The sequence below is a fragment of the Achromobacter sp. SLBN-14 genome (genome assembly GCF_006715415.1).
Classification (GTDB): domain Bacteria; phylum Pseudomonadota; class Gammaproteobacteria; order Burkholderiales; family Burkholderiaceae_B; genus Achromobacter; species Achromobacter mucicolens.
This window is the reverse complement of the sequence record NZ_VFNE01000001.1, coordinates 2,105,967-2,131,170: the sequence shown is the minus strand read 5'-3', so window position 1 is coordinate 2,131,170 and position 25,204 is coordinate 2,105,967. Positions and strand designations below refer to the sequence as shown.

Here is a 25,204-nt window from a genome sequence, read left to right as displayed (position 1 = left end):
AAGGCGAATGATGAATCTGGCAGCCATGAAAGTGAGTTCGCGTCTTGCGATCGGTTTTCTCTTGCTTGTTCTTGCGTTGGTGGTGCTCGGGGGCCTGTCCCTGTACGCCGTGAGGACGCTGGACAAGTCGATGTACGACATCGTGAACGTGAACAACCAGCAGTTGAAGCTGGCGCTGCAGATGCGCGAGCTGGTGCAGGGCCGGGCCATCGTGGTGCGCAACATCGTGCTCTACACGGACCCGCAAGCCGTGGCTAATGAGATCACCCGGGCCGAAGACATGGCGGCGCGCTATCGCCAAGCCAATGAACGTCTTGCGCAGATGTTTGCGAGCGATGCCAATACCCTTGACGCGGAAAGGGATCTGCTGGCCGCCGCCCGCCGCGCGGAACAGGACGCGACGCCCATCTACCTGCGTGCGCTGGAAGCCGGGCGGCAGAACAACACCCAGGAAGCCGCCCGAATTCTGCGGGAAGAACTGCGCGCCAAGCAGGACGCGTGGCTCGACCAGTTGCTGTCGCTTGCCAACCTTGAATCCCAGCTCAACGATGAATCTGCGAAGCAGGCGGCGGCGACGTCGGCGCGTCTGCAGAGCACGATCATTGTGATCATGTCGATCGCGGTGCTGGTGGGCGTCCTGTCGGCGTGGCTGGTCACGCGCAGCATCCTGCGGCAGCTGGGCGGAGAACCCGCCGACGCGCAGAAGCTGGCCGGCGCCATTGCCAGCGGCGATCTCACGACGGCGCTCAAGCTCGATGAGCGGGATCATTCGAGCCTGATGTACTCGCTGGAAACGATGCGCAGGCAGCTTGCGTCGACGGTCGGCACGATCGTCAGCGCGGCGGAATCCATTTCGACGGCGTCTGCGCAGATTGCCGAAGGCAATGCCGACCTGTCGCAACGCACCGAGGAGCAGGCTGCATCGCTTGAGGAAACGGCCGCGAGCATCGAAGAGATGACCTCGACGGTGCGGATGAACCAGGACAATGCGGCCAGCGGCAGCAGCCTTGCCGTCGATTGCAGCCAGCTCACGGTTGAAGCGGGCCGCGTGGTGGGTCAGGTGGTCGATGCGATCGGGGCCATCTCGGCCGACGCGCAGCGCATGGGCGAGATTGTGTCGGTGATCGACAGCATTGCCTTCCAGACGAACATTCTTGCGCTCAATGCGGCCGTGGAAGCGGCGCGGGCCGGCGAACAGGGCCGCGGCTTCGCCGTGGTGGCGACGGAAGTGCGCGCGCTGGCGCAGCGCAGTGCCACGGCCGCCAAGGAGATCAAGGGCTTGATCGAAAACTCCCAGCGTGCGGTGGAGGGCGGCGAGTCGATGGCGGCCACGGCGGGCGGCCAGATGGAGAAGGTGCTCGACGCCGTGGCAAGGCTCAAAGAGGTGACCGTCGAGATCGCCTCGGCTTCGGCCGAGCAGACCGCCGGCATCGAGCAGGTGAACGTGGCGGTGTCGCAAATGGACACGATGACGCAACAGAATGCGGCGTTGGTCGAAGAGTCCGCTGCGGCGGCCGGCGCAATGGCCACGCAGGCGAAAGAGCTCTTGCAGGCGGTGGCGCGCTTCAAGACGGAACGGCAGCCTGGCGCGGCGCAGCCCGGCGCGCGTTACGAGCGGTTGGCGCTGGCAGCACCTGCGCACGCCTGAGGCCACAACCTGACCGTATGATGCGGCCTGGGGCGGCGAGCGCGCGGCCCCATGCAGCAGCTGTCAACGCACACGGAAGGGGAATACTGACATGCGAGTTCTGTTGGTTGAGGACGACGCGATGTTCGCGGACGCGTTGACGCTGGCGCTCGAGGAATTGGACTTCGCGGTGACGCTCGTGCAGGACGTCGAAGCCGCCAAGGTGCTGCTGCTGCAGCACGCCTTCGCGCTCGTGCTGCTGGATATCGGGCTGCATCGCGGTTCGGGATTGGATGTGCTGCGCTTTGTGCGCCGGCGCGGCGATGATGTGCCAGTGATCCTGATTACCGCGCGGGATGCGTTGAGCGATCGCATCAGGGGGCTTGATATTGGCGCCGATGATTACGTCATCAAGCCGTTCGAACCCGCGGAGCTGTTTGCCCGCATGCGCGCGCTGCTCAGACGCAGCGGCGTTCCGGGCGACAAGATCCTGGCCTGGCGTCATGTGAAGCTGGATCCGGGCCGGCGCGAAGCCTTCGTCGACGAGGCGCCGACACGGTTGTCGGAGCACGAGTTCCGCACGCTGGAGATGCTTCTCAGGCACGCGGACCGGCTCGTGTCCACGGAAGAGCTGCGCGCGCATTTGTATGGCGCGGGCCGGCCTGGCGAGAGCAACACGATCGCCGTGTTCATTCACTCGCTGAGAAAAAAGCTGGGCAAGGACACCATCGAGAATGTTCATGGTCAAGGCTACCGGCTGGCCCGGGATAGCGGCTGATGCGGCGGGTCACGAATTCGTTGCGCGCACAGGTCCTGTTGGGCATCTTCAGCGCGCTGCTCGTGTCGTGGCTGGTGCAGTTTGGCTTGTATTGGAACAGCGTGACCCGGGCCGAATCCGGGTTGCGCGATCATGAATTGAGTGCCGTGGTCGACAGCATGGCCTTCTTTCTGGCGATGGTGCCGGCCACACAGGACATCACCCGGGAACTGCCGGTGCCGGCCTTCCTGGTGCGTCAGGCCGTCGGCAAGACCGAGATCCAGGTCTGGGACCGCGTGACGAATCGCCTGGTGCTGGCGTCCAAGGACGCGCCGCGCAAGCGGATGGTGCAGGGGAACACGGTTGGATTTTCGTGCGTCGTCCAGGATGGGGATACGTGGCGGGTGTACACGGGGCTGGACGAGTCCGCGCGCTTCGAAATCGTCGCGGGCACGCCGACGCGAGCGTTCTATGCCGGCCTTGCCGCCCGGTTCGAGCTGGGCTCGATCATCACGTTGCTGATGTTTGCCGGGATCGGGGGCGTCACGATGCTGGTTGTCTGCCGTTCCGTGCGCAAGCTTGGCTGCGTGGCCAGGGAGATTGCCGAGGCTAGCGTGACCGACGGCGTGACCGTTGATGAGCGGGCCGTCCCCGCCGAGCTGGTGCCGTTGATTCGCGCGATCAATGAGCGCCAGCGCCGGGTGGCGGCGTTGATCGAGAATGAGCGCCGGTTCATCGGCGATGCCGCCCACGAGCTTCGCACGCCGCTGGCGGTGCTGGCCGTGTATGCGGACACGGCGTATCGCGTCAACGATCCCGTGAAGGCCAGGATGCTGATGCAGAAGATCGCGCAGACCACGCGCCGCAGTTCCCGCATCGTCGAACAGCTGCTGGACCTGGCGCGCACGGACCGCAACGACATCCGCCTTGAGCCGGTGAACCTTGCGTCCGTGGTGGCCTTCGTGCTGCGGGACATGCAGGCCTCTTTCATCCATCGCGGCCAGCAGGTCACCGTGGATGCCGCGCCGGTCCTGATCATGGGCCAGGTGGATGCGCTGGGCATTCTGGTGCGCAATCTGGTGGACAACGCGGGCCGGTACAGCGGCGAGAACAGTGCGATCAGCGTTGCGCTGCATTGGGAGCCGGAGGGCGTCACGCTGGCGGTCGCGGACAACGGGCCGGGTATCGCGCGGCCATTGCGCGAGCGGATCTTCGATCCGTTCTATCGCGGGCCGGGCGCGCCAAGCCACGGGAGCGGGCTGGGGCTGGCATTGGTCGCAAGAATTGCCCGCTCGCACGAGGCGCGCGTAACCGTTGACGAAGGGCCCGCGGGGCGCGGCGTCTGCTTCAACGTGGTGTTCCCGCTGCCCGGCGCAGCGGCCGCCGGGCTTGCGTGACGAGGACAAAGCAGGACGGGGTCCCGTGTCATTTTGTGACCGAATGCGGCGTTGCCAAGTGCGCTGTCCGCGCGGACATACGACCAAAAGATGGTATCCGCAAACGGCTGATAATCGCGGTCGGATGGTATCCGATTAGCGGAAATAAATACTTTGGATAATATCTTCACGGGTATGCCTAGCATTATCAGACGTATGCCGTAGACCTATTTTGATAATTAACGGGATATAACCCCGATTATTAACGGGGACGCAAAAAAAACCGTTATACAGTGCCTCCTTTTTTCCAGAGCTGACCCTAAATTCACGCCGGCTGCATTATTACTTGCCGATACTTTTTAAACATATCGGCAATAGGTGAAAGGAAGCTCGATTAATCCGGAGGATTGAAGTTTTGGCACACGGCACAAAGAAGTGGCTGACGGCGACGCTCGCCTTGAGCGCGTCCTATGTGGGCAGCGTCACCGCTGCGGACCTGACCATCGGGGCGGGCAATACGCAGGTGTTTGACGGGTCGGCCAACTTTCCCGGCGGAATCGATGTCAATGGCGGGACGGCGGTAATCGGCGGCAATGGGGGCGGCGCGGGCGTGGCGATCGGCGGCAACGTCAACGCCATGTCCGGGGGCACCGTGGCGGGTTTTGGCGCGATCAACGGCGACCTGAACGTGACGGGCAATGCCCGCGTCGCGCCGGGATACTGGGTGGACACGCCCACCGGCGTTTCCAACGGCAATCTCGTTGTGAATGGCAACCTGGGCATCAACAACGGCGTCTTCGATTTCGAGACCGGCTATGCCGGGCTGCCCATCACGCAACCCGGCACGGGCGACAACATCACGGTGGGCGGCAACGTTGCCCTGAACAACGCGACGTTGAACGTGAAGGTCAGCACGCACGGCGTCAACGCGGGCTTCTACCGCATCATGTCGTACGGCGGCACGTTGAGCGGCAGTGGCCTGACGCTGGGCACGGTTTCCGGCGACTCGGTGCCGGCCGCCACCATCCAGACGCTGACGGGTGACAAGCACATCAACCTGGTTCTGGGTCCCAGCACGACCAACCTGTGGAACGGCAATGGCGTGGCCTCCGCGGCAAACGCCGGCGGCGGCAACGGCACCTGGAGCGCCGCAAGCACGAACTGGAACGGCCCGACCAACGCCACCGGCGCGCTGCCCAGCGGCGGCTATGCGATCTTCACGGGCGCGGCGGGCACGGTCACCGTCGATGGCAGCGCGGGCCCGGTGCGCGTGTCCGGACTGCAATTCGCGACGGACCGGTATCGCCTGCAGGGCGCGCCGATCACGCTGGCCGGCACCGGCGGCAACCCGCCCGTCATCGTCGTCGGCGACGGCACGTATGCGGCGGGCAGGTTCGTGGACATCATCGACAACCCGCTGCAAGGCACCGAAGGCTTTGTGAAAACCGGCGTCGGCTCGATCATCCTGAACGGCGACAGCAGCAACCTGACCGGTCCGATCTTCATCGCCGACGGCGCGCTGGAGATCAACGGCAAGCTGAATGGCCCGATGGACATCGGCCGCGAAGTGGTGCTGGCCGGTGTCGGCCAAGTGGGCAGCACGACGCTGTACCCCACGGCCGTCATCTCGCCGGGCAACGACGGCACGCCGATGGGCACGCTGACGGTCAACGGCAACCTGAATTTCGGCCAGGACACGGTTTACCGCGTGCATGCCGATCCGGCCAGCACCCTGAGCGACCGCATCCATGTGACTGGCGTCGCCACGCTGGACGGCACCGTGGCGCATGTGGGCCCGAACGGCAACTACGCGCCGCGCGCGACGTACAACATCCTGACGGCCGACGGCGGCATTCAGGGCCGCTTCACGGGCGTGTCTAGCGCATACGCGTTCCTTACGCCGTCGCTCAGCTATGACGCGAAGAATGCGTTCATGACGCTCGCGCGCAACGACGTGCCGATCGGCAGCGTCGGCGGTTCGGAAAACGAAACCAACGTGGGCGGTGCGCTGGACCAGCAGGCGCCGCCTTCGAGCGGCAATGGCTCGGCGCCGGCAGGCAACGGCGCCGCGCCGTCGGGTAGCGGTTCCAGCCAGGCTGGCAGCGGCTCGGCCTCGGCGGAAAATGGCGCGCCTTCGACCGGCAATGGTTCTGCGCCCACGGGCAACGGGTCCGCGCCGACGGGCACCGGCTCGGCCACCACCGGCACGGGTACGGCCTCGGCCGGCGGCGACGCTGCACCGGTCGTCACTCAACCCGTTGCGCCCGGCGCCGATTCGTCGCTGATTGCCAGCGCCAATGGCGCGGGCAAGGCGACGGGCGCCAGCCAGGTCACGGATGCCGTGCTGGCCATGACGCCGGGGCAGGCGCGCGCGGCGTTGAAGCAGTTGTCCGGCGAAGCGTACGCGAGCACGGGCAGCGTGCTGCAAACCCAGGGCGACGCGGTCACCACCTTGCCGCTGTCGCATCTGCGCGGCAATCTGGACGCGCCGATGCGCGCCGGCCGGCCGACGGCGCAGTTGGGCGCGGCGTCCTCCGACGCCCTGCCGCAAAGCGGCGCATCGCCGATCTGGGCGCAGGCGTTCGGCAACTGGAGCACCTTCAACGGCGACGGCAATGCATCCACCGTGCGTCAGTCCTCGGGCGGCCTGTTCGTGGGCGGCGATGGCGACGTGGGCGGCGGCTGGCGTCTGGGTGGCGCGGTCGGTTATACCGGCAGCCACAACTCGATCTCCGACGTGTCCTCGCGCATGAGCGTGGACAGCTACACGGCGACGGTCTTCGGCGGCAAGAACTTCGAAGCCGGTCCGGGACACGTGCGCTTCATGGCGGGCGCGGCCTACACCTGGCACGAGATCGACGCCAAGCGCAACGTCGCGGCCGGCAGCCTGAACCAGCGTCTGGAATCGTCCTACAACGCGTCGTCGACGCAACTGTTCACGGAGCTTGGCTACAAGCTGCCGCTTTCGGACGCCTATGCGATCGAGCCCTTCGCCGGCGTGGCCTGGAACCAGATCCGCACGCGCGGCTTCCAGGAGACAGGCGGCTCTGCGGCCTTGCGCGGCCAGAGCAACACGGACGATGTGACGAGCACCACGCTGGGCCTGCGCGGCGCCATGCTGATCGGCACGGACAGCACGCCTGGCCGCTTGACGGCGACATTGGGCTGGCGCCACGCGATGGGCGATGTGAAGCCCACGCAGAAACTGGCCTTTGAAGGCGGCAGCACCTTCACGGTGTCGGGTGTGCCCATCGCGAAGAACGCGGCGGTGCTGGGCCTGGGCGCCGAAGTGGCGATCACGCGCAGCACGACCGCGGGCGTGGCCTACGACGCGCAGTTCGGCAGCGGCAACCGCCAGCAGTCGGGCATGTTCAAGCTGATGACGCGCTTCTAAGGCGCATGGGCCTGGCCGCATGACTGCCCGTCAGGGCAGGATTGCGCGCCGGCCCCGCACGCCTGCAACGCGCTGAGTGCGGGGTCCACGGGCCCGGCCCTCAGCGCGTTTTATTTTCGGGGTCTGCTTTGGAAATGGGAGGCGGCAGGGGCAGGCCCTCTGCCCGGGCCAGTCTTTCCATCGCGACTTCCAGAATGGCGCGCGCCTGCCCCGCGGCGCGGCCCAGGTCGCTGTGCAGCTGCGCGTCGTCATCGTTGCGGGACGCGCACTGCACGCTGTAGCGTTCGAAGCTGCCCACCATCAGTAGCAGGTCAGCCAGGTGCTTCGGGCATTCGCAGGCCAGGCCGCTGCCGGACGCCATGATGGTGAATAGCGCATGCTCGTCAAAGCGCAGATCCAGCGTGGGCTGGGCAGGCGCGGTCGGCAGCCGTTCGCCGGCTAGCGCAGAGCGGCACAGCAGCAGCAATTCGCCGATGTCCGCCGGAACGCGGGCCGCCAGAAAACCGTGGGCGCGCAAGGCGCGGATGGTCGCGCTGGCGCAGAACCGGTAAAGCACCAGCACGGCGACGTCGCCGCACGCTTTTGCGGCCGCCACGATCAGCGGCAGCGCGCTTTCATGCAGCTCGGACAGTTCGATCACCAGAACTTCGAGGTCTGCCTCTTGCGGCGTGAGGGCGACCTGCTCAAGGTGCGGCCAGCTCTGTTGAACGATCACGTCCAGGCCGTCGCGTCCGCTGCCGGCGATGCGCCGGGCCAGATTGGCGCCGGCCACGCCCAGGCGCAGCGGCCCCTGCGCCGCGGGTTGGCGCGCGGCGGCGCCAGCCAGTTCATGCAGCTGTTCGATGGACATGGGCGCAAGCACGCCGATGGCATGCCCCTGATCGACCAGTTGCTTGAGCAGGCTGAGACGGCGCACCTGTTCGGCGGAATACAAGCGCTGGCCGCGCGCCGAGCGTTCGACATCGGACAGGTTGTAGCGGCGCTCCCAGACGCGCAGCGTCTCGGGCGAGAGCCCCGCCAGGCGCGCCGCCACGCCGCTGCGGTACGTGATGCGGCCGTCGTCGGATTGCTTGGATTCCATTGTTTTCCTTGACCCGGTATTGAACCGATATGTTTGCATAATAGCGGTTCAAAGCGTGGACGAGAAGACGGCAGACGCGTAAATTCCTTCTTCAAGCGGTTCAACTTCCCCCCTATTCGAGGCCGCTTTCGGAACCCGCGCTCGCGGGAGGTCACTGGACAAGGAGTCAATCATGAAACGTCTTTTGGCAGGAATTTCGCTCACCCTGGCGCTGGGCACCGCGCACGCCGCCGACATCGTGGACACCGCCAAGTCGGCCGGTTCGTTCAATACGCTGGTCACCGCCGTGCAAGCGGCTGGTCTGGTCGACACGCTGAAGGGTCCGGGCCCGTACACCGTGTTCGCGCCGACCGATGAAGCCTTCGCCAAGGTGCCGAAGGACAAGCTGGACGCGCTGCTCAAAGACAAGGCCGCGCTGACCAAGGTGCTCACCTATCACGTCGTGCCGGGCAAGGTCATGGCCAAGGACGTCAAGCCGGGCAAGGTGAAGACGGTTGAAGGCAGCTCGTTGACCATCGCGGTGGATGGCGGCAACGTCACCGTGGACAACGCCAAGGTCGTGAAGACCGATGTCGCGGCCGACAACGGCGTCATCCACGTCATCGACACGGTGCTGATGCCGAAGTAGGGATTTGTGCAGGTAGCAGGCCGTACCGATGTCCGGCCTTGATAGGCCACCGTGACGGTGCGTGGCCTATCTTTTTTGTTCCATGACCGGCGAGCCGCCTCACCGGCTTGCCGGTCCCGGCCTCAGTTCAGTCCGTATGCCGATCCAGCGACATCGTCAGCCGGAACCGGCTGGCGGGGTGGTACGTGACGCTGATTTCGATGGTTTGCCGGGTGGTATCGATGTAGCTGCGCAGAATGCGCAGCGCAGGTGAACCCGCTTCGGCGTTCAAGGGGCCGGCCACGCGCGCCGGCAGTGCAACCGCCTCGATGTCCTGACGGATCTGCACAATGTTCACGCCGTAATTCGCCTCGATCAGGGTGCTGATCAATTCCTGCGGATTCTCGCGCACGCGCGGCACGACGTCGCGATAGGCCGGATCCAGGTACGCGTCCGTCCAGCCGATGGGATTTGCCACGTCGTCGCGATTGCGGCGCAGGCTTGATATGCGCAGCCAGCGCGTGCCGCCTGCACAGCCCAGCGTCTGCGCCAGCGTCAGGTCGGCGACCTCGTCGGCCACGTCGAGAACTTCGCGGGTGTGCGCCTTGCCGAACTGCACCACACCTTCTATCGAAGTCAGCGCCTGCTTGTAGTTGGCCGCCGGGCGCGCCGACTCCACGCGCGTACCGACATTCTTGCGGCGCGACACCAATCCCAATTGCTGCAGTTCCTGCAACGCCAGCCGCACGGTATGCCGGCTGGTGTCGTACTGCGCCGCCAATTCCAGCTCGGTGGGCAAGAGGTCGCCCACCTTGTGATGGCCCGCGACGATCGCCTCGCTCAGCGCCGCCGTCAGGCGCGCCGCTGTCATCCGTGTCATGGATTGCTCCTAGTCGTTTCCAAAGCACCCGCGGGTATACCCCGATATCCCGGTCTGTAAAGCATCCCTAGACTTCCGATATGTTCGAACATATTGATATGTTCGTGGTTTCAGCGAGGTTAGCATGCCAGTTTCTCCGCTGGGCGGGGCCAGCACGGTTTTGGACTCCGTTCTCTTTCGTGACGCCTTCGGCACCGCCGAAGCCCGCGAGATTTTCTCCGATGAGGCGACGCTTGCGCGCTATGTCGAGGTCGAGGTCGCGCTGGCCCGGGCTCAGGCCCGGCTGGGGCTGATTCCGGCCGAGGCGGCCGACCAGATCGCCGCCCGCGTCAAGCCTGCCGCACTCGATCTGCCCGCATTGGGTCAGCAGACCGACATCGTGGGCTATCCCATCCTGCCGCTGGTCGAGCAGCTTGCCACGCAATGCGGCGAAGCGGGCGGCTACCTGCACTGGGGCGCAACGACGCAGGACATCATGGATACCGGCATTGTGCTGCAGGTGCGCGCCGGCCTGGACGTGATCGAGCGCGACCTGTCCGAGGTGCGCGAAGTGCTGGCGGGCCTGGCCGAACGTCACCGCGCCACGCCGATGGCCGGGCGCACGCACCTGCAGCACGCGTTGCCCATCACCTTCGGCTACAAGGCCGGTGTCTGGCTGTCGATGTTCGACCGGCATCAGGAGCGGCTGGCGCAGCTGCGCGAACGCGTGCTTTGCGTGCAGCTGGCGGGCGCGGCCGGCACGCTGGCGTCCATGGGCGAGCACGGCCTTGCGGTGCAGCGCGAGCTGGCCGGGGAGCTGGGCCTGGGCGTGCCCGCCACGACCTGGCACGTGGCGCGCGATGCGTTGGCCGAAGTGGTCAATCTGCTGGCGTTGATTGCCAGCTCGCTGGGCAAGGTGGCCACCGACGTGATGATCATGGCGTCCACGGAATTCGGCGAGCTGCGCGAACCCTTCGTGAAGGGCCGCGGCGCCAGCAGCACGATGCCGCAGAAGTGCAATCCCATTTCCAGCGAGCTCATGCTCGCGGCGGCCAAGGCCGTGCGCCAGCATGCCGGACTGATGCTGGATGCCGCCGTGCAGGACTTCGAGCGCGCCACCGGGCCGTGGCACGCGGAGTGGATCGCCATTCCGCAGAGTTTCATCCTGACCGCGGGCGCGTTGCATCAGGCCAGGTTCGCGCTGGGCGGCTTGAGCGTGGACGTGGAGCGCATGGGCGCCAATCTGGGCCTGACGCACGGGCTGATCGTGGCCGAGGCCGTGATGATGGAACTGGCGCCCGCGTTGGGCCGCCACAATGCGCATCACATCGTCTACGACGCCTGCCGCGCCGCGCTCGGCCGGGGATGCAGCCTGGCCGAGGCGTTGCTGGATTCTCCCGAGGTCGCCGCGCATTTCGACCGCGAAGCGCTGGCGCGCATCACCGACCCCGCCAACTACCTGGGCCAGGCGCCCGCGCTGGCCGACCAGGCCTGCGCCCGCTCGCGCGCGCTGGGCTATCCGCACCAGGAGCCGCGCACATGAGCCCCTTGCCAAGCACCGACGCCCCGCGCGGCGTGGAACAGACGTACTTCGATTCGCTGGCGAAAGGCGTGTGGCGCGTGCCGCGTTGTGGCGATTGCGGCCAGGCGGTCTTTTTCCCGCGCCAGATCTGCCCGCACTGTGGCGGCGCGCAATTCGACTGGTTCGAGCCCAGCGGCCGCGGCGTTATCCATTCGACCACCACGGTGCGGCGTTCGCCCGACGCGGGCGGCGACTACAACGTGTGCCTCGTCGATCTGGAAGAAGGCTTTCGCATGATGAGCCGCGTCGAAGACGCCCCTGCCACCCGGCCCCGCATCGGTGACGCCGTGCGCGCCGAGGTGCGAGCCCATGGCGACGCCAACCGCGTCGTGTTCAGCCTGGACGAGCAAGCATGAAAGACAACGCATTTCGCGGCGCCGCCGCGATCGCCGGCATCGGCCACGCGGGCCTGGGCAATGCCGCCGGCTACACCGAAATGGAAATCCTGGCGCAGGCCAGCGCACGCGCCGTGGCGGACGCCGGCCTGCGCATGAGCGACATCGATGGACTTTGCACGTGCAGCGCGTCGGCGGCCATGTGGGCGATGCCGGTTGCCGAGTACCTGGGCATCAAACCCACGTTCATCGACAGCACCATGCTGGGCGGATCCAGCTTCGTCGCGCATCTGGCGCCGGCCGTGCATGCGCTGATGTCCGGCGAGTGCAACGCAGTGCTGGTCTGCTATGGCAGCACGCAGCGCTCGGGCACGATGAATCGCGCGGCCGTCGGCAAGATGCGCGCCGCGCTGGACCCGCAGCCCTTCGAGGCGCCCTACGAGCCGTTGCAGCCCATCACGGCCTATGCGCTGGCCGCCGCGCGCCACATGCACGAGTTCGGCACCACCCGCGAGCAGCTGGCCCAGGTGGCCGTGTCGGCGCGGGAGTGGGCGCAGCTCAATCCGGATGCCTACTCGCGCGATCCGCTCAGCCTCGATCAGGTGCTGGCGGCGCGGCCGGTGTGCGATCCGTTGACCGTGCGGGACTGTTGCCTCCTGACGGACGGCGCGGGGGCGTTCGTGCTGGTGCGCGCCGACCGCGCGCGCGACCTGGCGCAGCCGCCTGTGTATGTACTGGGCAACGCCACCGAGGTCTGGCATCGGCAGATTTCATCAATGCAGGACCTGACCGTCACCGCCGCGTCGCGCTCGGGGCCGCGCGCGCTGGCGCAGGCCGGGGTGGGGGTGGCGGATGTCGACCTCGTCTGCCTGTACGACGCGTTCACCATCAATGTGCTGCTGTTCCTGGAAGACCTGGGTTTCTGCCCCAAGGGCGAAGGCGGCCGGTTCGTGGAGGGCGGCCGCATCGGACCCGGCGGCTCGCTGCCGGTCAACACCAATGGGGGCGGGCTGTCGTTCGGCCATCCCGGCATGTATGGCGTGTTCCTGGTGCTGGAGGCCGTGGCGCAGTTGCGCGGACAGGCCGGGGCGCGTCAGCAGTCCGCCGACATCGCCCTGGTGCACGGCAATGGCGCCACGCTGTCCAGCCAGTCCACGGCCATCCTCGGTACTGCGGTCGCGCTCTGATTTCATCCATCCAACCTGGAGACCTGCGGCGCGTCGCGCGCCGCGGGCTGTGTTCATGATCGACAAGATATCTCCCTCGCTAGAGGCCGCGGTCAGCGTGATCGGCGACGGCGCCACCGTGATGGTGGCCGGTTTCGGCGACTCGGGCCTGCCTTGCGCGCTGCTGCACGCGTTGAAGGACGCGGGCCCGCGCGATCTCACCATCGTGAGCAACAACGCGGGCACCGGCGACTACGGGCTGGCGGCGCTGCTGTCCGCGGGCCTCGTGCGCAAGGTGATCTGCTCGTATCCCAAGTCCTCGGGGTCCGACGTGTTCACCGCCTTGTACCGCGCGGGCAAGGTCGAACTGGAAGTCGTGCCGCAAGGCACGCTGCTGGAACGCATCCGCGCCGCGGGGGCTGGACTGGGGCCGTTTTTCACGCCGACTTCCTACGGCACGCCGGTGGCCGACGGCAAGGAGCAGCGCGTCTATGAAGGCAAGGGCTACGTGCTGGAGAACCCGTTGCCCGCCGACTTTGCGCTGCTCAAGGGCGACCGGGCAGACCGCTGGGGCAACCTGACGTACCGCCTGGCCGCGCGCGGCTTCGGTCCGGTGATGGCCATGGCCGCGCGTCACGCCATCGCCGAGGTCAACGAGATCGTGCCGCTGGGTGAGCTTGCGGCCGACGCTGTGCACACGCCCGGCATCTTTGTTCAAAGCGTCGTCCGCCTGGAGGCCCGCCATGACGGTTAAACCCCTCTCCCGCCAGCGCGTGGCGCAGCTTGTTGCCGACGACATCCCCGACGGCAGCTACGTCAACGTCGGCATCGGCATTCCAACGCTGGTGGCGGGCTGCATCGCGCCCGACAAGGAAATCATCCTGCACAGCGAGAACGGCATTCTGGGGCTGCGCGGCTTGCGCGTCGGCGAGACGCCGGACCCGGACCTCATCAACGCCAGCAAGGTGTCGGTGCAGTTGCTGCCCGGTTCCTCGATCTGCGATCAGGCAACGTCGTTCGCGATGATGCGCGGCGGTCATCTGGATCTGACCATTCTAGGCGGCTTTCAGGTGGCGCCCAACGGCGACCTTGCGAGCTGGTCGCTCGGCCTGCCCGGCGACGTGCCCGGCATCGGCGGTGCGATGGACCTGGTGGCCGGTGCGCGCCGGGTCGCGGTCGCCATGCAGCATTGCGACCGCGGCGGCAATTCCAAGCTGGTCAGTGCCTGCTCGCTGCCGCTGACCGGACGCGGCGTGGCCGACGTGATCTACACGGACCTTGCCGTCATCGACATCGACGCGGAGCGCGGCTTTGTCGTGCGCCGCATGTTGCGCGGCCTGACGCGCGAGGCGTTGCAGGCCGCGACCGCCGCGCCGCTGGCCTATGCCGACGACGTCACGTTTATCGAACCCTGACGCGCACTACGCGCAATAAAAACGAGTGAAGGAGACACCATGACCCTGTTGCACAAGATCAAGAAAGGCGGCGCTCTGGCTGCCATGACGCTGGGCCTGGCCGCGCTGTCGGCCACAGCCCACGCCGACTACCCCGAACGCCCCATCCAGCTCATCGTGGGCTATCCGCCCGGCGGGTCGGCCGATGTCGTCGCGCGTCCGCTGGCGGTCATGCTGGGCAAGAAGCTTGGCGTGCCGGTGGTGGTGGAGAACCGTCCCGGCGCCGGGTCCAGCATCGGCACGCAGGTGGTGGCGCGGGCCAATCCGGACGGTTACACGGTCGGCCTGGTGCTGGCGGCGCATGCCATCAATCCCAGCCTGTACAAGAGCCTGCCGTACAACACCGAGAAGGACTTTGCGCCGGTTGGCAAGATCGCCGACCTGCCGCTGGCGCTCTATGTCAATTCGCAGTTTCCGGCCAAGACGGTCGGCGAGCTGATCGCGTACGCCAAGGCCAATCCGGGCAAGGTGACGCTGGCTTCTTCCGGCAATGGCAACACCACGCATCTGGCCATCGAGCTTTTTGCGACCAGCGCCGGCATCGACATTTTGCACGTGCCCTACAAGGGCGGCGGCCCAGCCCAGACGGCTGCGCTGGGCGGCGAAGTCTCTGGCCTGTTTGATGGCCCGCATTCGCTGAGCATGGTGCAAAGCGGCCGCGTGCGCGTGCTGGGCTTTGCCAGCAAGGACCGCCTGGCGCTTGCGCCGGAGGTGCCGACCATCGCCGAAGCTGGTCTGCCCGGATTCCAGGTGTCGGGCTGGTACGGCCTGGTGGCGCCGACCGGCACGCCTCAGCCGGTGATCGACAAGCTGAACAGCGCGCTGAACGAGGTGCTCAAGGGGCCTGACTTCCCCAAGACGGTCGAGCCCCTGGGCTACATCGTGACGCCGTCCACGCCGGCCGAGTTCGGCGCCTTCGTGGCCGACGAGTCGGCGCGATGGAAGAAGGTCATCCAAGAAGCGAACATCAAACTGGACTGAGGCAAGGCATATGAGCAGCGATTCGACCACCGGTCTTCCCGACCTGGCCCGTCCCGGTGTGATCGTGGGGGTGGTGGGCGCGGGCCTGATGGGACGCGGCATCGCGCAGGTGGCGGCCCAGGCGGGTTATGTGGTGCGCCTGCATGACACGCGGGCGGGCGCCGCCCGCGAGGCGCGGCAGGACATCCTGGCGCGCCTCGCGACGCTGGCCGCCCGCGGCAAGATCCCGTCCGAACAGGCGGAAGGCGCCGACGCGCGCTTGATTGCCGCAGCCACCCTCCAGGACCTGCAAGACTGCGAACTGGTGATCGAGGCCATTGTCGAGTCGCTGCCCGCCAAGCAGGCTCTGTTTCGCGACCTGGAGGCCGTCGTCTCGCGGCAGTGCGTGCTGGCCACCAATACGTCGTCGCTGCTGGTCACTGAGGTGGCCAGCGGGTGTGCGGCGCCGCAGCGTGTGGGCGGCCTGCACTTTTTCAGCCCCGTGCCGCGCATGAAGCTGGCCGAAGTCATTCCGGGGTTGCGCAGCGCGCCGGGTCTGGCCCAGGTGCTGGCGGCGTTCACGCGCCGGCTTGGACACACGGCGGTGCTGGCGCGCGATACGCCGGGTTTCATTGCCAACCACGCCAGCCGCGGCTATCAGCCCGAAGCCTTGCGCATTGCGGGCGAGCAGATCTGCGACGTTGCGGGCATCGATGCGATCCTGCGCGATGCGTGCGGGTTTCGCATGGGACCATTCGAGCTTTTCGATCTGACGGAGCTGGATGTGTCGCACCCGGCGGGCGAGTCGATCTACCGGCAGTGGTTCGACGAAGCGCGGCATCAACCCTCCATCATCACGCGACAGCGGCTGGCCGGCGGCGTGCTCGGACGCAAGACCGGCCAGGGCTTTTACCGGTATGGCGACGATGGCAAGCGCATCGATCCGGACGCCGGCGACGTTGCCGTGGCGGTGGACCTGCGCGTCCCGGTGTGGATCGCGCCGTCCGATCTGCCTTTTCGCGCCACGCTGGCGGCGAGCGTGGTGGCCGCTGGCGCAACGCTGGAGGCCGGTGAAACGCCGTCGGACGCGGCGCTGTGCTTCGTGCTGCCCGTGGGCGAGGACGCCACGGCCGTGTGCGCTCGGCTGGGACTGGACGCGCGGCGCGTGGTCGCCGCCGATCCGCTCTTCACGTTGACGCGCTACACGATCATGCTGACGCCAGTGACGTCCGCCGTCATGCGAGACCAGGCGCGCGCGATTCTGCAACAGGACGGAGCGGCCGTGACGTGCATCCAGGACAGTCCGGGCTTTGTCGCGCAGCGCATCGCCGCGACCATCGTCAACAACGCGTGCGCCATGGCGCAGCAGGGCATCGCCACGCCGGAAGACATCGATCAGACGGTGATGCTGGCGCTGGGGTATCCGCGAGGCCCGTTCGCGCTGGGCGACGCGCTGGGGGCGCGCACCGTCCTGCGGATTCTGGAACAGTTGCACGCACGCTATCTGGAACCGCGATATCGCGCGAGCGCCTGGCTGTCGCGCCGGGCCGAGTTGGGGTTGCCGTTGGGCACGGTGGCGAGCGCGCGCTAAAGGCGGCGGCGCCGGTCATCTATCTTGGCATCCATCCGCCAGGCGTTGCGTCCGCCTCGCGCTTGCGATGCGCGAAATTCAGCGTCACCATCAGCCCGGCCGCCATCGAGAACAAATGCTTGAGCGTGTGGCCGCTCATGAACGCGAACGTCTGGTAGATCTGATAGTCCAGCAGTTCGGCGGCCTTGGCCAGCACGTAGAACCCGATGGCCGCGCCGAAGTACAGCCGTTCGCGCAGCGGGGTGCCGTTTCTCCATTGCAGCAGCGGCACCAGCACCAGCGGCATGAACTGCACGAAGAGGTACGGACGCAGATCGCCCGTGGATGTGTGGTCGGTGTACCACCACCACGCCACGCTGCCGACGGCAAGCGCGGTCCACAGCACGTCGACCCAGCGGCCGTCGCCGACGGTTTCGCGCCAGACGGCCGACAGGATGCCGGCGCACAGCAGCGCGATGGGCAGGCGGTCCCAGATCAGGCGCGCGTTGTCGGGCAAGAGGTGGTACCACCCGGAGCCGAATGCGGTCAGCATGAGCGCAAGAAAGAACACCGTGTAGCCGGGCCGGATGGCGTCCAGCGCACGCAGGCGGCGCGAGTGCATGACCAGCGCCAAGCCATACCAGCCGACCACCGCGAAGCCCAGGTTGGAGAGCACATCGCCCGCGTTGGGAATGCCCAGCCACGCGCGCTTGTCGGCAAAGTCGTGATAGTGCTCGAGCTGGGCGATCGGCCCGTGCAGCGCGAGGCCCACGGCGACCAGGATCACCACTGTCCACGGAAGCAAGCGGCGCGTGTTCAGGCCGGGGGGCGTTGCAGCAGGTAGTGTGCTCATGCGGTTCTTCCCCGGCAGGCGGGTGTGCCGGCTAATGCTGATAGTAAAGGCGGCGCCCGCCCGTCTCCAGCCCCGGCGCTGCGGGTTTCGCAGGATTTTTATGTCGTTGTGTATCCGCGCGCGCGGCGCGTACACGCCGACACCCAGTGCCCCGCGCCCTGGTCCACAGTGACGTCCAGCAGTCACGTCCCCTTCAACAAGACTTTCTGGAGTATCACCATGCCGGAACCGGTAAACGTTCAGCGGCGCCGCCTGCTGGGTACGACTTCTTCGCTGGCGGGCGCCAGCCTGCTGGACCTCGGGCTCGGCGGCAACGCGATCGCCAACTCCGTGGCGAAGGCCCCGCAAGGCCCCGTCCCCACGTTCGACCGCATCCGGCAGATCCGCGCCGGCACGCTGGACGTGGGCTACGTGGACGCCGGCCCGGCCGATGGCCCCGTCGCCATCCTGCTGCACGGCTGGCCCTATGACATCCACAGTTTCATCGACGTCGTGCCGCGCCTGACGGCCGCAGGTTACCGCGTGATCGTCCCCCATTTGCGCGGCTACGGCACCACGCGGATCGTATCGCCGGACACCCCGCGCAATGGCGAACAGGCCGTCGTGGCCGTGGACATGATTGCGCTGATGGACGCGTTGAAGATCCGCAAGGCGGTCGTCGCCGGCTTCGATTGGGGCGCACGCACCGCATGCATCATGGCGGCGCTGTGGCCGCAGCGCTGCGAGGCGCTGGTGTCGGTCAGCGGCTACCTGATCGGCAGCCAGGAAGGCAACCGCAAGCCGCTGCCGCCGCAGGCCGAGCTGCAATGGTGGTACCAGTTCTACTTCGCAACGGAGCGCGGCGCGGCCGGCTACGCTGCCAACGTAAACAGCTTCAACATGCTGATCTGGCAACTGGCCTCGCCGCAATGGCGCTTTGACGACGCAACGTTTGCGCGATCGGCGCGCGCCTTCGACAACCCCGACCATGTCGAGATCGTGGTGCACAACTACCGCTGGCGGCTGGGACTGGCGCAGGGCGAGTCACAGTACGACGAGCTGGAGGCGCGGCTGGCGCAATTGCCCAGGATCGGCATTCCGTCGATCACGATGGAAGGCGACGCCAATGGCGCGCCGCATCCGCCACCCGCGGCCTACGCCGGCCAGTTCACCGGCAAATATCAGCACATCGACGTGGGTGTCGGCATCGGCCACAATCTGCCGCAAGAGGCGCCGAAGGCGTTTGCCGACGCGGTGCTTCGCGTCACCCGCCTGTAGCGCGCAAACGCGTCAGGCCGCGACGCAACGCGCCGTTCAGCCGGCGCGCGGCAGCCAGTCCGAGACGGTCGCGAGGACCTGCTCGGGCATCTCGCGGTGCGGCACGTGGCCGCAGTTCTCGAAGATGACCGGCTGCGCGCCTGCCAGCTGCGCAATGCGCTCGGCGTGCACCGTGGAGCCGTATTCGTCGTTGTCGCCGTGCAGCGCCAGCGCGGGGCATTTCACCTGCGCCAGCTGCGGGTCCAGCGTCCAGTCCGCGAAGTCCGGCGACAGCCAGGTGTCGATCCAGGCGCTTAGCACCCAGGCCGCCTTGTCGCCGTGGTACTTCTTCAGGCGGTCAAGCTGTCCGGGCTGCGCGAAAGCCTCGCGCGCCTGGCGGATGCCTTCCAGGGTGCGTTCCTCTGCGTAGACCTGCGCGGATTCGGTGATGAGCGCGCGGCACGACTGCGGATATGCCGCGGCGCTGGCAATGGCCATGCCGCCGCCCACGCTGTGGCCAAACGCCGCGAACTGGTCCAGCTCCAGCGCTTCGCGCACGGCGCGAAATCCCTCGATGGCTTCGCGCACCACGAAGTCCACACCCAGCGCGCCCTTGTACGGGTCGGACCGGCCAAATCCCAGGCGGTCGTAGGCGATGACCTCGCGCCTCGTCGCGCCGGCCAGCCGTTCCGGAAAGTCTCGCCACAGCTCCACGCAGCCCAGCGAATCGTGCATTAGCACGATGGGCGCGCCGCTGCCGGCAGAGGTGGCGGATGCGGCGGGCGTCCAACGCCGCACGAAAAGCTGGCCGCTGGCTGCGGGGACGAATACATCTTGGAATTCGACGGACGACATCACGGGTTCTCACAGATCAGATGGCACGGGACGCCTCTGGGGCGCGGCAGCACCACAGCCGCCTCCCGGGGACAGTTCGAAATAGTAGCGTAGGCGCGCCCAGGCGCTTGCTGGCGTGGCGCGCCGGTATCAAAGGCGTGACGTTACGAATGCAATTGCTACTGCACCACGGCGGACCGTGTCCGCACGCACATCATTTGTCGCATTACATGCCCTGCCCGCGCGCCGATTTTCGCCGGCGCGCCACTACGATGGCCGCAGTTATTTATCGCACCAGGAGCAAGTCATGAAGATCCCTTTCCGCCACCTCGCCGGCGCCGCCGCGCTCATCGCGGCGCAGTGCTACGCAGGCACCGCCAGCGCGCAGTGGCTCGATGCCGTAAAGGGACAGATGGAAGGCGCGGGCCAAGGTAGTGCAACCCAAGGCGGCGCCGCCCCAAGCAATGCCGGCCAAGGCGGCATCCTGCAGGGCTTGGGCAACAGCCTGCCGCTGTCTTCGCTTACCCCGGCCACGGCCGGCAACGCGGCCGGCGTGCTGGAGTTCTGCATGAAGAACAATTACCTCGCCGGCGGCGACGCGCAGGCCATGAAGGACAAGCTGCTGGGCAAGATCGGTGTCGGCTCGACGCAGAAGGCCAAGTCGGATTCGGGATACCTTGCCGGCCTGCAAGGGCTGCTCAACGGCAGCGACGGCAAATCGGTGGACCTGAGCGGCGGCGGGCTGAAAGAGGAACTGACCCGCAAGGCGTGCGATCAGGTGCTCAAGCACGCGAAGTCGTTTCTGTAGCGGCGCCCCATCGCTACTTCGCCGCCCCGAAAATATCTTCCCGCGCCGCGCGGCTCAGCGCCACCACCGCCGGGTGCTCCAGCCGCTGTTCGGTGGTGATGGCGTAGAACTGCTCCTTCACCGCCGGTGCGTGTCCGATGGCGCGCACACGGTACTGCTTGCACAGGTACGCGGCGGTCGCCGTGGGCGCGACGAAGAGGCCTGTCCCGGTCTGCCCAAAGGAGTTCATCAGCGCGCTGTCGTCGAACTCGCCCACGATGCGTGGGCGGATGTCCTGTTCGTCGAACCAGCGCAGCAGCCGCGGCCGGATGGCGGCGTCTTCGCCGGGAAGCAGGAACGGCGCCTGATCCAGCAGCGCCGGAAACGTGCCCGGCAGGGTGTCCAGCAGTTGCGGCGATCCAAAGAATGTCAGTCCGCACTCGCCCAGCAGATGGCTGAAGCCGCGCACGTTCAGGTTGCCGGGCATCGGGCGGTCGGCGATCACCATGTCGAAGCGATGCACCGCCAGATCAGCTAGAAGGAAGGGAAGACGCCCTTCGCGGCAGATGAGCCGCACGTCCTCGGCCAGCTGCAATGCGGGTTCGATCATCCGGTACACCATCGCCTTGGGCATGCCTTCGGCCACCCCCACCTTGAACTCCAGTGCGCGCCGCGCGGGACGCTCACGCAGGTCATCCAGCAATTCGTCGCCCAAGGTAAAGATGCGGTCCGCGTAAAGCAGCGCATGGCGCCCCACGTCGGTCAGTTCAAGGCCTCGGCCCGCGCGCCGGAAAAGCTCGGTGCCCAGCGCGGATTCCAGATCCTGGATCTGGCCGCTGATGGATTGGGGCGTGCGCTGCAATTGCTGCGCCGCGCGGGCGATGCTGCCCGCCTTGGCCACCGTCCAGAAATAGCGCAGATGCTTGTAGTTGAGCGTGACCATGGCTGATCGCTCCAAAAAATCTGACTATCGGGTCATCTTAATGCGAATTGTTGGAGCAATCGCGCCGCACTAGACTGGCCTCGTGCGAATGCAGTCCCTGTGCGCCCCTTGCGCGGCTCGCGTGGCGCGAGGGAAGGAGGCGCCTTTCATGAACCGGGTCGAAACCTTTGCGACGCTGCCGATGTGGGCGGGATTCGTGGGTTTCGTGCTGCTCGTGTTGGCGCTGGACCTGTATGCGTTCGGCGGGCGCCGCGCGCACCGAGTGTCCTCGCGCGAAGCGCTGTGCTGGGTGCTGGCGTGGATGACGCTTGCCACGCTGTTTGGCGGCCTGATGTGGTGGTATCTGGACGTTGCGCTGGGGCGGGCGGTGGCACATCAGAAGACGCTGGAGTTCTTTACCGGCTACCTCATTGAACTGTCCCTGTCCGTGGACAACATGTTCGTCTTCTCGCTGATCTTCACGTACTTCGCGGTGCCGCTGGAGCTGCAGCGGCGAGTGCTGCTGTACGGAGTGCTGGGCGCCATCGTCATGCGGGTCAGCATGATCCTGGCCGGCGTGTGGCTGCTGTCGCAATTTACGTGGCTGTTTTACGTGCTGGGCGCGTTCCTGGTCTTCACGGGGCTCAAGATGCTGTTCACCGCAGGCCGACAGCCGGACATCTCGCGCAATCCGCTGGTGCGCTTCCTGCGGTCGGCGATGCGGATCACCAAGGATTATCACGGGCAGTCATTCTTTGTGCGCATCGACGGGTTGCGCTACGCGACGCCGATGTTCGTGGTGCTGGTGATGATCGAGGCGACCGACGTCGTTTTTGCCGTGGATAGCATCCCCGCCATCTTTGCCGTGACGACCGATCCGTTCATCGTCTTCACGTCCAACATTTTCGCCATCATGGGGCTGCGGGCGCTGTACTTCCTGCTGGCGGACATGGTGGCGCGGTTTCACTATCTCAAGTATGGCCTGGCAACGGTGCTGGTCATCATCGGCGGCAAGATGCTTGCCGAACAATGGGTCCACGTGCCGGTGCACTGGTCGCTTGGGGTGGTTGGCGTGATCCTGCTGGCGTCGGTGGGCGCAAGCTGGGTGATGCCGGGAAGGGACGCGCAAAAGCCCGCGCGCTCCGAAACCAGGAAGTCATGACCCGGAGGTCTGCCATGAACACGATCATTCTTGCTACCGATGGGTCGCTGCACAGCGACGCGGCGGCCCGATTTCTGGTGGATAGTCCCTTGCTGAACCGGGATTTCGTCGTGCATGTGGTGCACTGCGAACCCGACGTGGGCGGGGACGTGAAGTCCTTCATCGGCAAGGCGGACATCGAAGCCTGGCACCACGAGGAAAGCGGCAAGGCGATGCAATCGGTGGTCGGCATTCTGACCGCCGCCAATGTCAGCCACGAATGCCACGAGCTCGTGGGTTTCACGCCAGAGAAGATCGTCGAGTATGCGAAGCAGGTCGACGCGGCGGCCATCGTGCTGGGGTCGCACCATCACAGCCCGCTGCTCAACGCCATTCGCGGCTCGGTGTGCGGGCGGATTCTGGCGCATTCGCCCTGTCCGGTGATGCTCGTCTGACGTGGCGGCGGCGCCGTTCGGGCCGCGTGGGTGCGGGCAGTGGTATCTTCTGCGGATCTTTCGCCTCAAACCCGCGCCCATGTCCGACGTTCCCGCTCCCGCCGATTCGCCCGTTACCGACGCGCCGGCGGCGCCGCACCGGCCTTTCATCCAGAATGCCGGCACCCGGCGCACCCTGCATTTCACGCAGCAGGAGATCCAGAGCAGCATGTCGCTGCTCAACCCGGACGCGCTGGAGATCGAGTACACGCGGATGATGATGGGCTTCGTGCTGTTCAAGCCGGAGCCGGCGGACATCCTGATGGTGGGCTTGGGGGGCGGATCGCTGCCCAAGTTCTGCCATCGCTATCTGACGGGGGCGCGCATCACGGTGGTGGAGATCGATCCGGCCGTCATCGCGCTGCGCGACGCGTTCATGGTGCCGCCGGACGGCGAGCGCTTTCAGGTGATCGAGGCCGACGCGGCCCGGCACCTCGCGGGTCTGACCGAACAGGCCGATGTGATCTTCCTGGATGGATTCGTGGCCGGGGGCATCCCCGGCCCGCTGTGCAGCGCCGGCTTCTACGCCGACTGCCACCGCGCCTTGCGCGATGACGGCATCCTGGTGATCAATTTCCACGTCAACCACCCGATGCACCACGAATACCTGGACCGCGTGCGCGCGTCGTTCGGCTCGTCGATGTTCGAGGTGGTGGACGACGACATGACCAACAGCATCGTGTTCGCCTGCAAGGGCGATCTGCTGAACGACCCCGCCGCGGCGCAGGTGAAGCGCCCGGCATCGATGCCCAAGGATGCGTGGCGCCAGCTCATGCCGACGATGCGCGTGATCGGCGCGACGTTGGAATTGCGGTAGGCGGGGCGGCTGCTACGCCGGATCGCTCAGCATGATCGACAGCAGTTCGCGGGTGGCGCGCGACAGGTCGCGGGACGCCGGCGCCTCGCCCTTTTCTCCCAGCGTTTTCGTCAGGCTGGACACCGTCTGCGCGATGGCTTGGTCGTCCAGCATTGTGGGCGCAGGGCCGGCGTCCGCGGCCGGCACGGGCGGCGGCGTGATGTGTTTTCTGGCCGCCTTGAGCAGGGCCGCCACCGGATCGGTCTTGCCGCGCGCGTTGACGCGGTCGGTCATGGCGGTGGCCAGGCTCTTGCCGCCGCCGCGGGTCCGCAGGCCGGACCGCTCGCTGGCGGCCTCCCAGGCGCCGCGCTGCGCGGCGTAGGCGGTAAGCAGCGCGAAGCGGTCGGCGTCGATGAGCAGCGGCGATTCGGCCACCGCGATCAGCAGGGACTGGTAGGCGGCGCTTGCGGCCGTGGCATCGTTGCCGATCAGGGCTTTGGACACATCTTTCCACAGATGATGAAACGGCAGCGTGGTGGCCGCGGCGAACATGTCCGTGCCCAGCGTCGCGCGCTGCTCGAAGGCCAGGACAAGATAGTCGACGTCGTTCACGGGTTCGGGCTTGCCCGCGCCTTGCTGACGGTGCAGCACGCCGTCCACCAGTTGCAACCCCGCCAGCTTGTCCTGCGAGTCCGCGCCCGCCAGGACGCGATAGCCGCTGCGCCGCAGCGCATCGCCGTCGTAGACGCCGAAGCGCACGCTGACGCCATCGGTGCCGAACAGCTTGGCAAGCGGGGTGAGCAGGCTTTCGCCCGTCTTGACGATGGCGCCGCCCACCGGGCCGCCCAGCATCGTGACCGCCGTGGAGACGAAATCCAGGATGCCGCGGGAAAGGCTGCTGTCGGCGAACCGGCACAGCGCCGCATACATCTCCAGCCCGTCGCTGGCGTAAGGAACGTTGCGCGCCACATAGACGTCGCGAAACGCCACGCGGCGGGCGCCGGCGTCCGGCGCGGCCGCGCCCAGCGCCTGCTGGATGAGGTCGTAGCCGACGATGTACGGAATCTCGCGCCGGACGCCGTCCGCGCCGTATCGCAGGAAGAACGTGCAGAGCGGCAGGAACTGGCTGAGGTAATTGCCCGCCTCGCACAGGCGCATTTCGACCAGCCGGACGCTGAAGTAGCACTGGCCGGGCACGAAGGCGGCGCCGTCCAGTCCCGCGGCCAGCGCGGTGTTGCCGGCAGGAGGCTCGATCTGCGCATAGAAGTTGCGTCCCGCGGGGACGGTGGGCAGGAGGGCGCCCGCGCCGTCGCCGCCTGCCGCCTTGCCGCCGATGCCGCGCAGCATGCCGAATAACCCATCCATGTCAGCTC

At 66.8% G+C, this 25,204-nt stretch carries 23 protein-coding genes; 17 read left to right on the top strand and 6 right to left on the bottom strand.

Annotated features, from left to right (window positions below):
* Window positions 1-25: 25 nt before the first annotated feature.
* From FBY20_RS09695 to FBY20_RS09680, 4 genes are all read left to right on the top strand, one after another.
* Window positions 26-1,648: a methyl-accepting chemotaxis protein gene (locus tag FBY20_RS09695; RefSeq protein ID WP_056319494.1), complete on the top strand. Its 1,623-nt coding sequence runs from the start codon at window positions 26-28 to the stop codon at window positions 1,646-1,648.
* Window positions 1,649-1,751: 103 nt separating this feature from the next.
* The gene (locus tag FBY20_RS09690; protein WP_254595379.1) at window positions 1,752-2,405 is read left to right on the top strand and encodes a response regulator transcription factor; all 654 of its coding nucleotides are present in this window, start codon (window positions 1,752-1,754) and stop codon (window positions 2,403-2,405) included.
* Window positions 2,405-3,781 (top strand): sensor histidine kinase KdpD, encoded by a 1,377-nt coding sequence (locus FBY20_RS09685; protein ID WP_142051757.1) that lies wholly within the window; start codon window positions 2,405-2,407, stop codon window positions 3,779-3,781. The genes FBY20_RS09690 and FBY20_RS09685 overlap by 1 nt, the downstream gene beginning before the upstream one ends.
* A gap of 394 nt (window positions 3,782-4,175) precedes the next feature.
* Window positions 4,176-7,154 (top strand): autotransporter outer membrane beta-barrel domain-containing protein, encoded by a 2,979-nt coding sequence (locus tag FBY20_RS09680; RefSeq protein WP_142051755.1) that lies wholly within the window; start codon window positions 4,176-4,178, stop codon window positions 7,152-7,154.
* A 100-nt stretch (window positions 7,155-7,254) separates the two neighbouring features.
* Here the strand turns inward: FBY20_RS09680 and FBY20_RS09675 are convergent, their stop codons facing one another.
* Window positions 7,255-8,235, bottom strand: coding sequence for a MerR family transcriptional regulator (locus tag FBY20_RS09675; RefSeq protein WP_142051751.1), 981 nt, complete (start codon window positions 8,233-8,235; stop codon window positions 7,255-7,257).
* A gap of 172 nt (window positions 8,236-8,407) precedes the next feature.
* On the opposite strand from FBY20_RS09675, the gene FBY20_RS09670 reads away from it, so the two are divergent.
* Window positions 8,408-8,863, top strand: coding sequence for a fasciclin domain-containing protein (locus FBY20_RS09670; protein ID WP_056319456.1), 456 nt, complete (start codon window positions 8,408-8,410; stop codon window positions 8,861-8,863).
* A 127-nt stretch (window positions 8,864-8,990) separates the two neighbouring features.
* On the opposite strand, the gene FBY20_RS09665 is transcribed toward FBY20_RS09670, so the two are convergent.
* The gene (locus FBY20_RS09665; protein ID WP_142051749.1) at window positions 8,991-9,722 is read right to left on the bottom strand and encodes a GntR family transcriptional regulator; all 732 of its coding nucleotides are present in this window, start codon (window positions 9,720-9,722) and stop codon (window positions 8,991-8,993) included.
* A 124-nt stretch (window positions 9,723-9,846) separates the two neighbouring features.
* Here FBY20_RS09665 and FBY20_RS09660 point away from each other — a divergent pair, with 124 nt between their 5' ends.
* From FBY20_RS09660 to FBY20_RS09630, 7 genes are read left to right on the top strand one after another with little or no spacing between them, the layout of a single operon-like run.
* Window positions 9,847-11,244 (top strand): adenylosuccinate lyase family protein, encoded by a 1,398-nt coding sequence (locus FBY20_RS09660; protein WP_142051747.1) that lies wholly within the window; start codon window positions 9,847-9,849, stop codon window positions 11,242-11,244.
* Window positions 11,241-11,639, top strand: a complete 399-nt coding sequence (locus FBY20_RS09655; protein WP_174245399.1) for a Zn-ribbon domain-containing OB-fold protein — start codon at window positions 11,241-11,243, stop codon at window positions 11,637-11,639. Before FBY20_RS09660 ends, FBY20_RS09655 begins: the two co-directional genes overlap by 4 nt.
* Window positions 11,636-12,805 (top strand): acetyl-CoA acetyltransferase, encoded by a 1,170-nt coding sequence (locus tag FBY20_RS09650; RefSeq protein ID WP_142051745.1) that lies wholly within the window; start codon window positions 11,636-11,638, stop codon window positions 12,803-12,805. Before FBY20_RS09655 ends, FBY20_RS09650 begins: the two co-directional genes overlap by 4 nt.
* Before the next feature lie 55 nt (window positions 12,806-12,860).
* Window positions 12,861-13,538: a 3-oxoacid CoA-transferase subunit A gene (locus FBY20_RS09645; RefSeq protein ID WP_142051743.1), complete on the top strand. Its 678-nt coding sequence runs from the start codon at window positions 12,861-12,863 to the stop codon at window positions 13,536-13,538.
* On the top strand, window positions 13,528-14,199 hold the full coding sequence (locus tag FBY20_RS09640) for a 3-oxoacid CoA-transferase subunit B (protein ID WP_142051741.1): 672 nt from the start codon (window positions 13,528-13,530) through the stop codon (window positions 14,197-14,199). The genes FBY20_RS09645 and FBY20_RS09640 overlap by 11 nt, the downstream gene beginning before the upstream one ends.
* Before the next feature lie 39 nt (window positions 14,200-14,238).
* Window positions 14,239-15,219: a tripartite tricarboxylate transporter substrate binding protein gene (locus tag FBY20_RS09635; RefSeq protein ID WP_142051739.1), complete on the top strand. Its 981-nt coding sequence runs from the start codon at window positions 14,239-14,241 to the stop codon at window positions 15,217-15,219.
* Between the two features lie 10 nt (window positions 15,220-15,229).
* On the top strand, window positions 15,230-16,789 hold the full coding sequence (locus tag FBY20_RS09630; RefSeq protein ID WP_142051737.1) for a 3-hydroxyacyl-CoA dehydrogenase: 1,560 nt from the start codon (window positions 15,230-15,232) through the stop codon (window positions 16,787-16,789).
* A gap of 19 nt (window positions 16,790-16,808) precedes the next feature.
* On the opposite strand, the gene FBY20_RS09625 is transcribed toward FBY20_RS09630, so the two are convergent.
* The gene (locus tag FBY20_RS09625) at window positions 16,809-17,621 is read right to left on the bottom strand and encodes an alkaline phytoceramidase (RefSeq protein WP_142051735.1); all 813 of its coding nucleotides are present in this window, start codon (window positions 17,619-17,621) and stop codon (window positions 16,809-16,811) included.
* Window positions 17,622-17,840: 219 nt separating this feature from the next.
* On the opposite strand from FBY20_RS09625, the gene FBY20_RS09620 reads away from it, so the two are divergent.
* Complete coding sequence (locus FBY20_RS09620) at window positions 17,841-18,878, top strand: alpha/beta fold hydrolase (protein WP_142051733.1); 1,038 nt, start codon at window positions 17,841-17,843, stop codon at window positions 18,876-18,878.
* Window positions 18,879-18,914: 36 nt separating this feature from the next.
* Here FBY20_RS09620 and FBY20_RS09615 read toward each other — a convergent pair whose 3' ends face one another.
* The gene (locus tag FBY20_RS09615; RefSeq protein WP_142051731.1) at window positions 18,915-19,712 is read right to left on the bottom strand and encodes an alpha/beta fold hydrolase; all 798 of its coding nucleotides are present in this window, start codon (window positions 19,710-19,712) and stop codon (window positions 18,915-18,917) included.
* A gap of 286 nt (window positions 19,713-19,998) precedes the next feature.
* Between FBY20_RS09615 and FBY20_RS09610 the strand changes: the two genes are divergently transcribed.
* Window positions 19,999-20,499: a DUF2501 domain-containing protein gene (locus FBY20_RS09610; RefSeq protein WP_142051729.1), complete on the top strand. Its 501-nt coding sequence runs from the start codon at window positions 19,999-20,001 to the stop codon at window positions 20,497-20,499.
* A gap of 13 nt (window positions 20,500-20,512) precedes the next feature.
* Here the strand turns inward: FBY20_RS09610 and nhaR are convergent, their stop codons facing one another.
* Window positions 20,513-21,421, bottom strand: a complete 909-nt coding sequence (nhaR, locus tag FBY20_RS09605) for a transcriptional activator NhaR (protein ID WP_142051726.1) — start codon at window positions 21,419-21,421, stop codon at window positions 20,513-20,515.
* 148 nt (window positions 21,422-21,569) lie between these two features.
* On the opposite strand from nhaR, the gene FBY20_RS09600 reads away from it, so the two are divergent.
* The 3 genes from FBY20_RS09600 (at window position 21,570) to FBY20_RS09590 (ending at window position 23,852) form a co-directional block, all read left to right on the top strand.
* Window positions 21,570-22,562, top strand: a complete 993-nt coding sequence (locus FBY20_RS09600; protein WP_142051723.1) for a TerC family protein — start codon at window positions 21,570-21,572, stop codon at window positions 22,560-22,562.
* 14 nt (window positions 22,563-22,576) lie between these two features.
* Entirely contained in the window at window positions 22,577-22,996 is a 420-nt protein-coding gene (locus tag FBY20_RS09595) for a universal stress protein (protein WP_056319443.1), read from the top strand.
* 79 nt (window positions 22,997-23,075) lie between these two features.
* Window positions 23,076-23,852: a fused MFS/spermidine synthase gene (locus tag FBY20_RS09590; protein WP_142051720.1), complete on the top strand. Its 777-nt coding sequence runs from the start codon at window positions 23,076-23,078 to the stop codon at window positions 23,850-23,852.
* Window positions 23,853-23,864: 12 nt separating this feature from the next.
* On the opposite strand, the gene FBY20_RS09585 is transcribed toward FBY20_RS09590, so the two are convergent.
* Window positions 23,865-25,196: a hypothetical protein gene (locus FBY20_RS09585; RefSeq protein ID WP_142051717.1), complete on the bottom strand. Its 1,332-nt coding sequence runs from the start codon at window positions 25,194-25,196 to the stop codon at window positions 23,865-23,867.
* Window positions 25,197-25,204 lie beyond the last annotated feature (8 nt).

Bases quoted from the DNA above. Each gene is read 5' to 3' on its own strand.
- FBY20_RS09695 (WP_056319494.1), top strand. From the start codon at position 26: ATGAAAGTGAGTTCGCGTCTTGCGATCGGTTTTCTCTTGCTTGTTCTT.
- FBY20_RS09685 (WP_142051757.1), top strand. From the start codon at position 2,405: ATGCGGCGGGTCACGAATTCGTTGCGCGCACAGGTCCTGTTGGGCATC.
- FBY20_RS09675 (WP_142051751.1), bottom strand. From the start codon at position 8,235: ATGGAATCCAAGCAATCCGACGACGGCCGCATCACGTACCGCAGCGGC.
- FBY20_RS09670 (WP_056319456.1), top strand. From the start codon at position 8,408: ATGAAACGTCTTTTGGCAGGAATTTCGCTCACCCTGGCGCTGGGCACC.
- FBY20_RS09665 (WP_142051749.1), bottom strand. From the start codon at position 9,722: ATGACACGGATGACAGCGGCGCGCCTGACGGCGGCGCTGAGCGAGGCG.
- FBY20_RS09660 (WP_142051747.1), top strand. From the start codon at position 9,847: ATGCCAGTTTCTCCGCTGGGCGGGGCCAGCACGGTTTTGGACTCCGTT.
- FBY20_RS09655 (WP_174245399.1), top strand. From the start codon at position 11,241: ATGAGCCCCTTGCCAAGCACCGACGCCCCGCGCGGCGTGGAACAGACG.
- FBY20_RS09650 (WP_142051745.1), top strand. From the start codon at position 11,636: ATGAAAGACAACGCATTTCGCGGCGCCGCCGCGATCGCCGGCATCGGC.
- FBY20_RS09645 (WP_142051743.1), top strand. From the start codon at position 12,861: ATGATCGACAAGATATCTCCCTCGCTAGAGGCCGCGGTCAGCGTGATC.
- FBY20_RS09640 (WP_142051741.1), top strand. From the start codon at position 13,528: ATGACGGTTAAACCCCTCTCCCGCCAGCGCGTGGCGCAGCTTGTTGCC.
- FBY20_RS09635 (WP_142051739.1), top strand. From the start codon at position 14,239: ATGACCCTGTTGCACAAGATCAAGAAAGGCGGCGCTCTGGCTGCCATG.
- FBY20_RS09630 (WP_142051737.1), top strand. From the start codon at position 15,230: ATGAGCAGCGATTCGACCACCGGTCTTCCCGACCTGGCCCGTCCCGGT.
- FBY20_RS09625 (WP_142051735.1), bottom strand. From the start codon at position 17,621: ATGAGCACACTACCTGCTGCAACGCCCCCCGGCCTGAACACGCGCCGC.
- FBY20_RS09620 (WP_142051733.1), top strand. From the start codon at position 17,841: ATGCCGGAACCGGTAAACGTTCAGCGGCGCCGCCTGCTGGGTACGACT.
- FBY20_RS09615 (WP_142051731.1), bottom strand. From the start codon at position 19,712: ATGTCGTCCGTCGAATTCCAAGATGTATTCGTCCCCGCAGCCAGCGGC.
- FBY20_RS09610 (WP_142051729.1), top strand. From the start codon at position 19,999: ATGAAGATCCCTTTCCGCCACCTCGCCGGCGCCGCCGCGCTCATCGCG.
- nhaR (WP_142051726.1), bottom strand. From the start codon at position 21,421: ATGGTCACGCTCAACTACAAGCATCTGCGCTATTTCTGGACGGTGGCC.
- FBY20_RS09600 (WP_142051723.1), top strand. From the start codon at position 21,570: ATGAACCGGGTCGAAACCTTTGCGACGCTGCCGATGTGGGCGGGATTC.
- FBY20_RS09595 (WP_056319443.1), top strand. From the start codon at position 22,577: ATGAACACGATCATTCTTGCTACCGATGGGTCGCTGCACAGCGACGCG.
- FBY20_RS09590 (WP_142051720.1), top strand. From the start codon at position 23,076: ATGTCCGACGTTCCCGCTCCCGCCGATTCGCCCGTTACCGACGCGCCG.
- FBY20_RS09585 (WP_142051717.1), bottom strand. From the start codon at position 25,196: ATGGATGGGTTATTCGGCATGCTGCGCGGCATCGGCGGCAAGGCGGCA.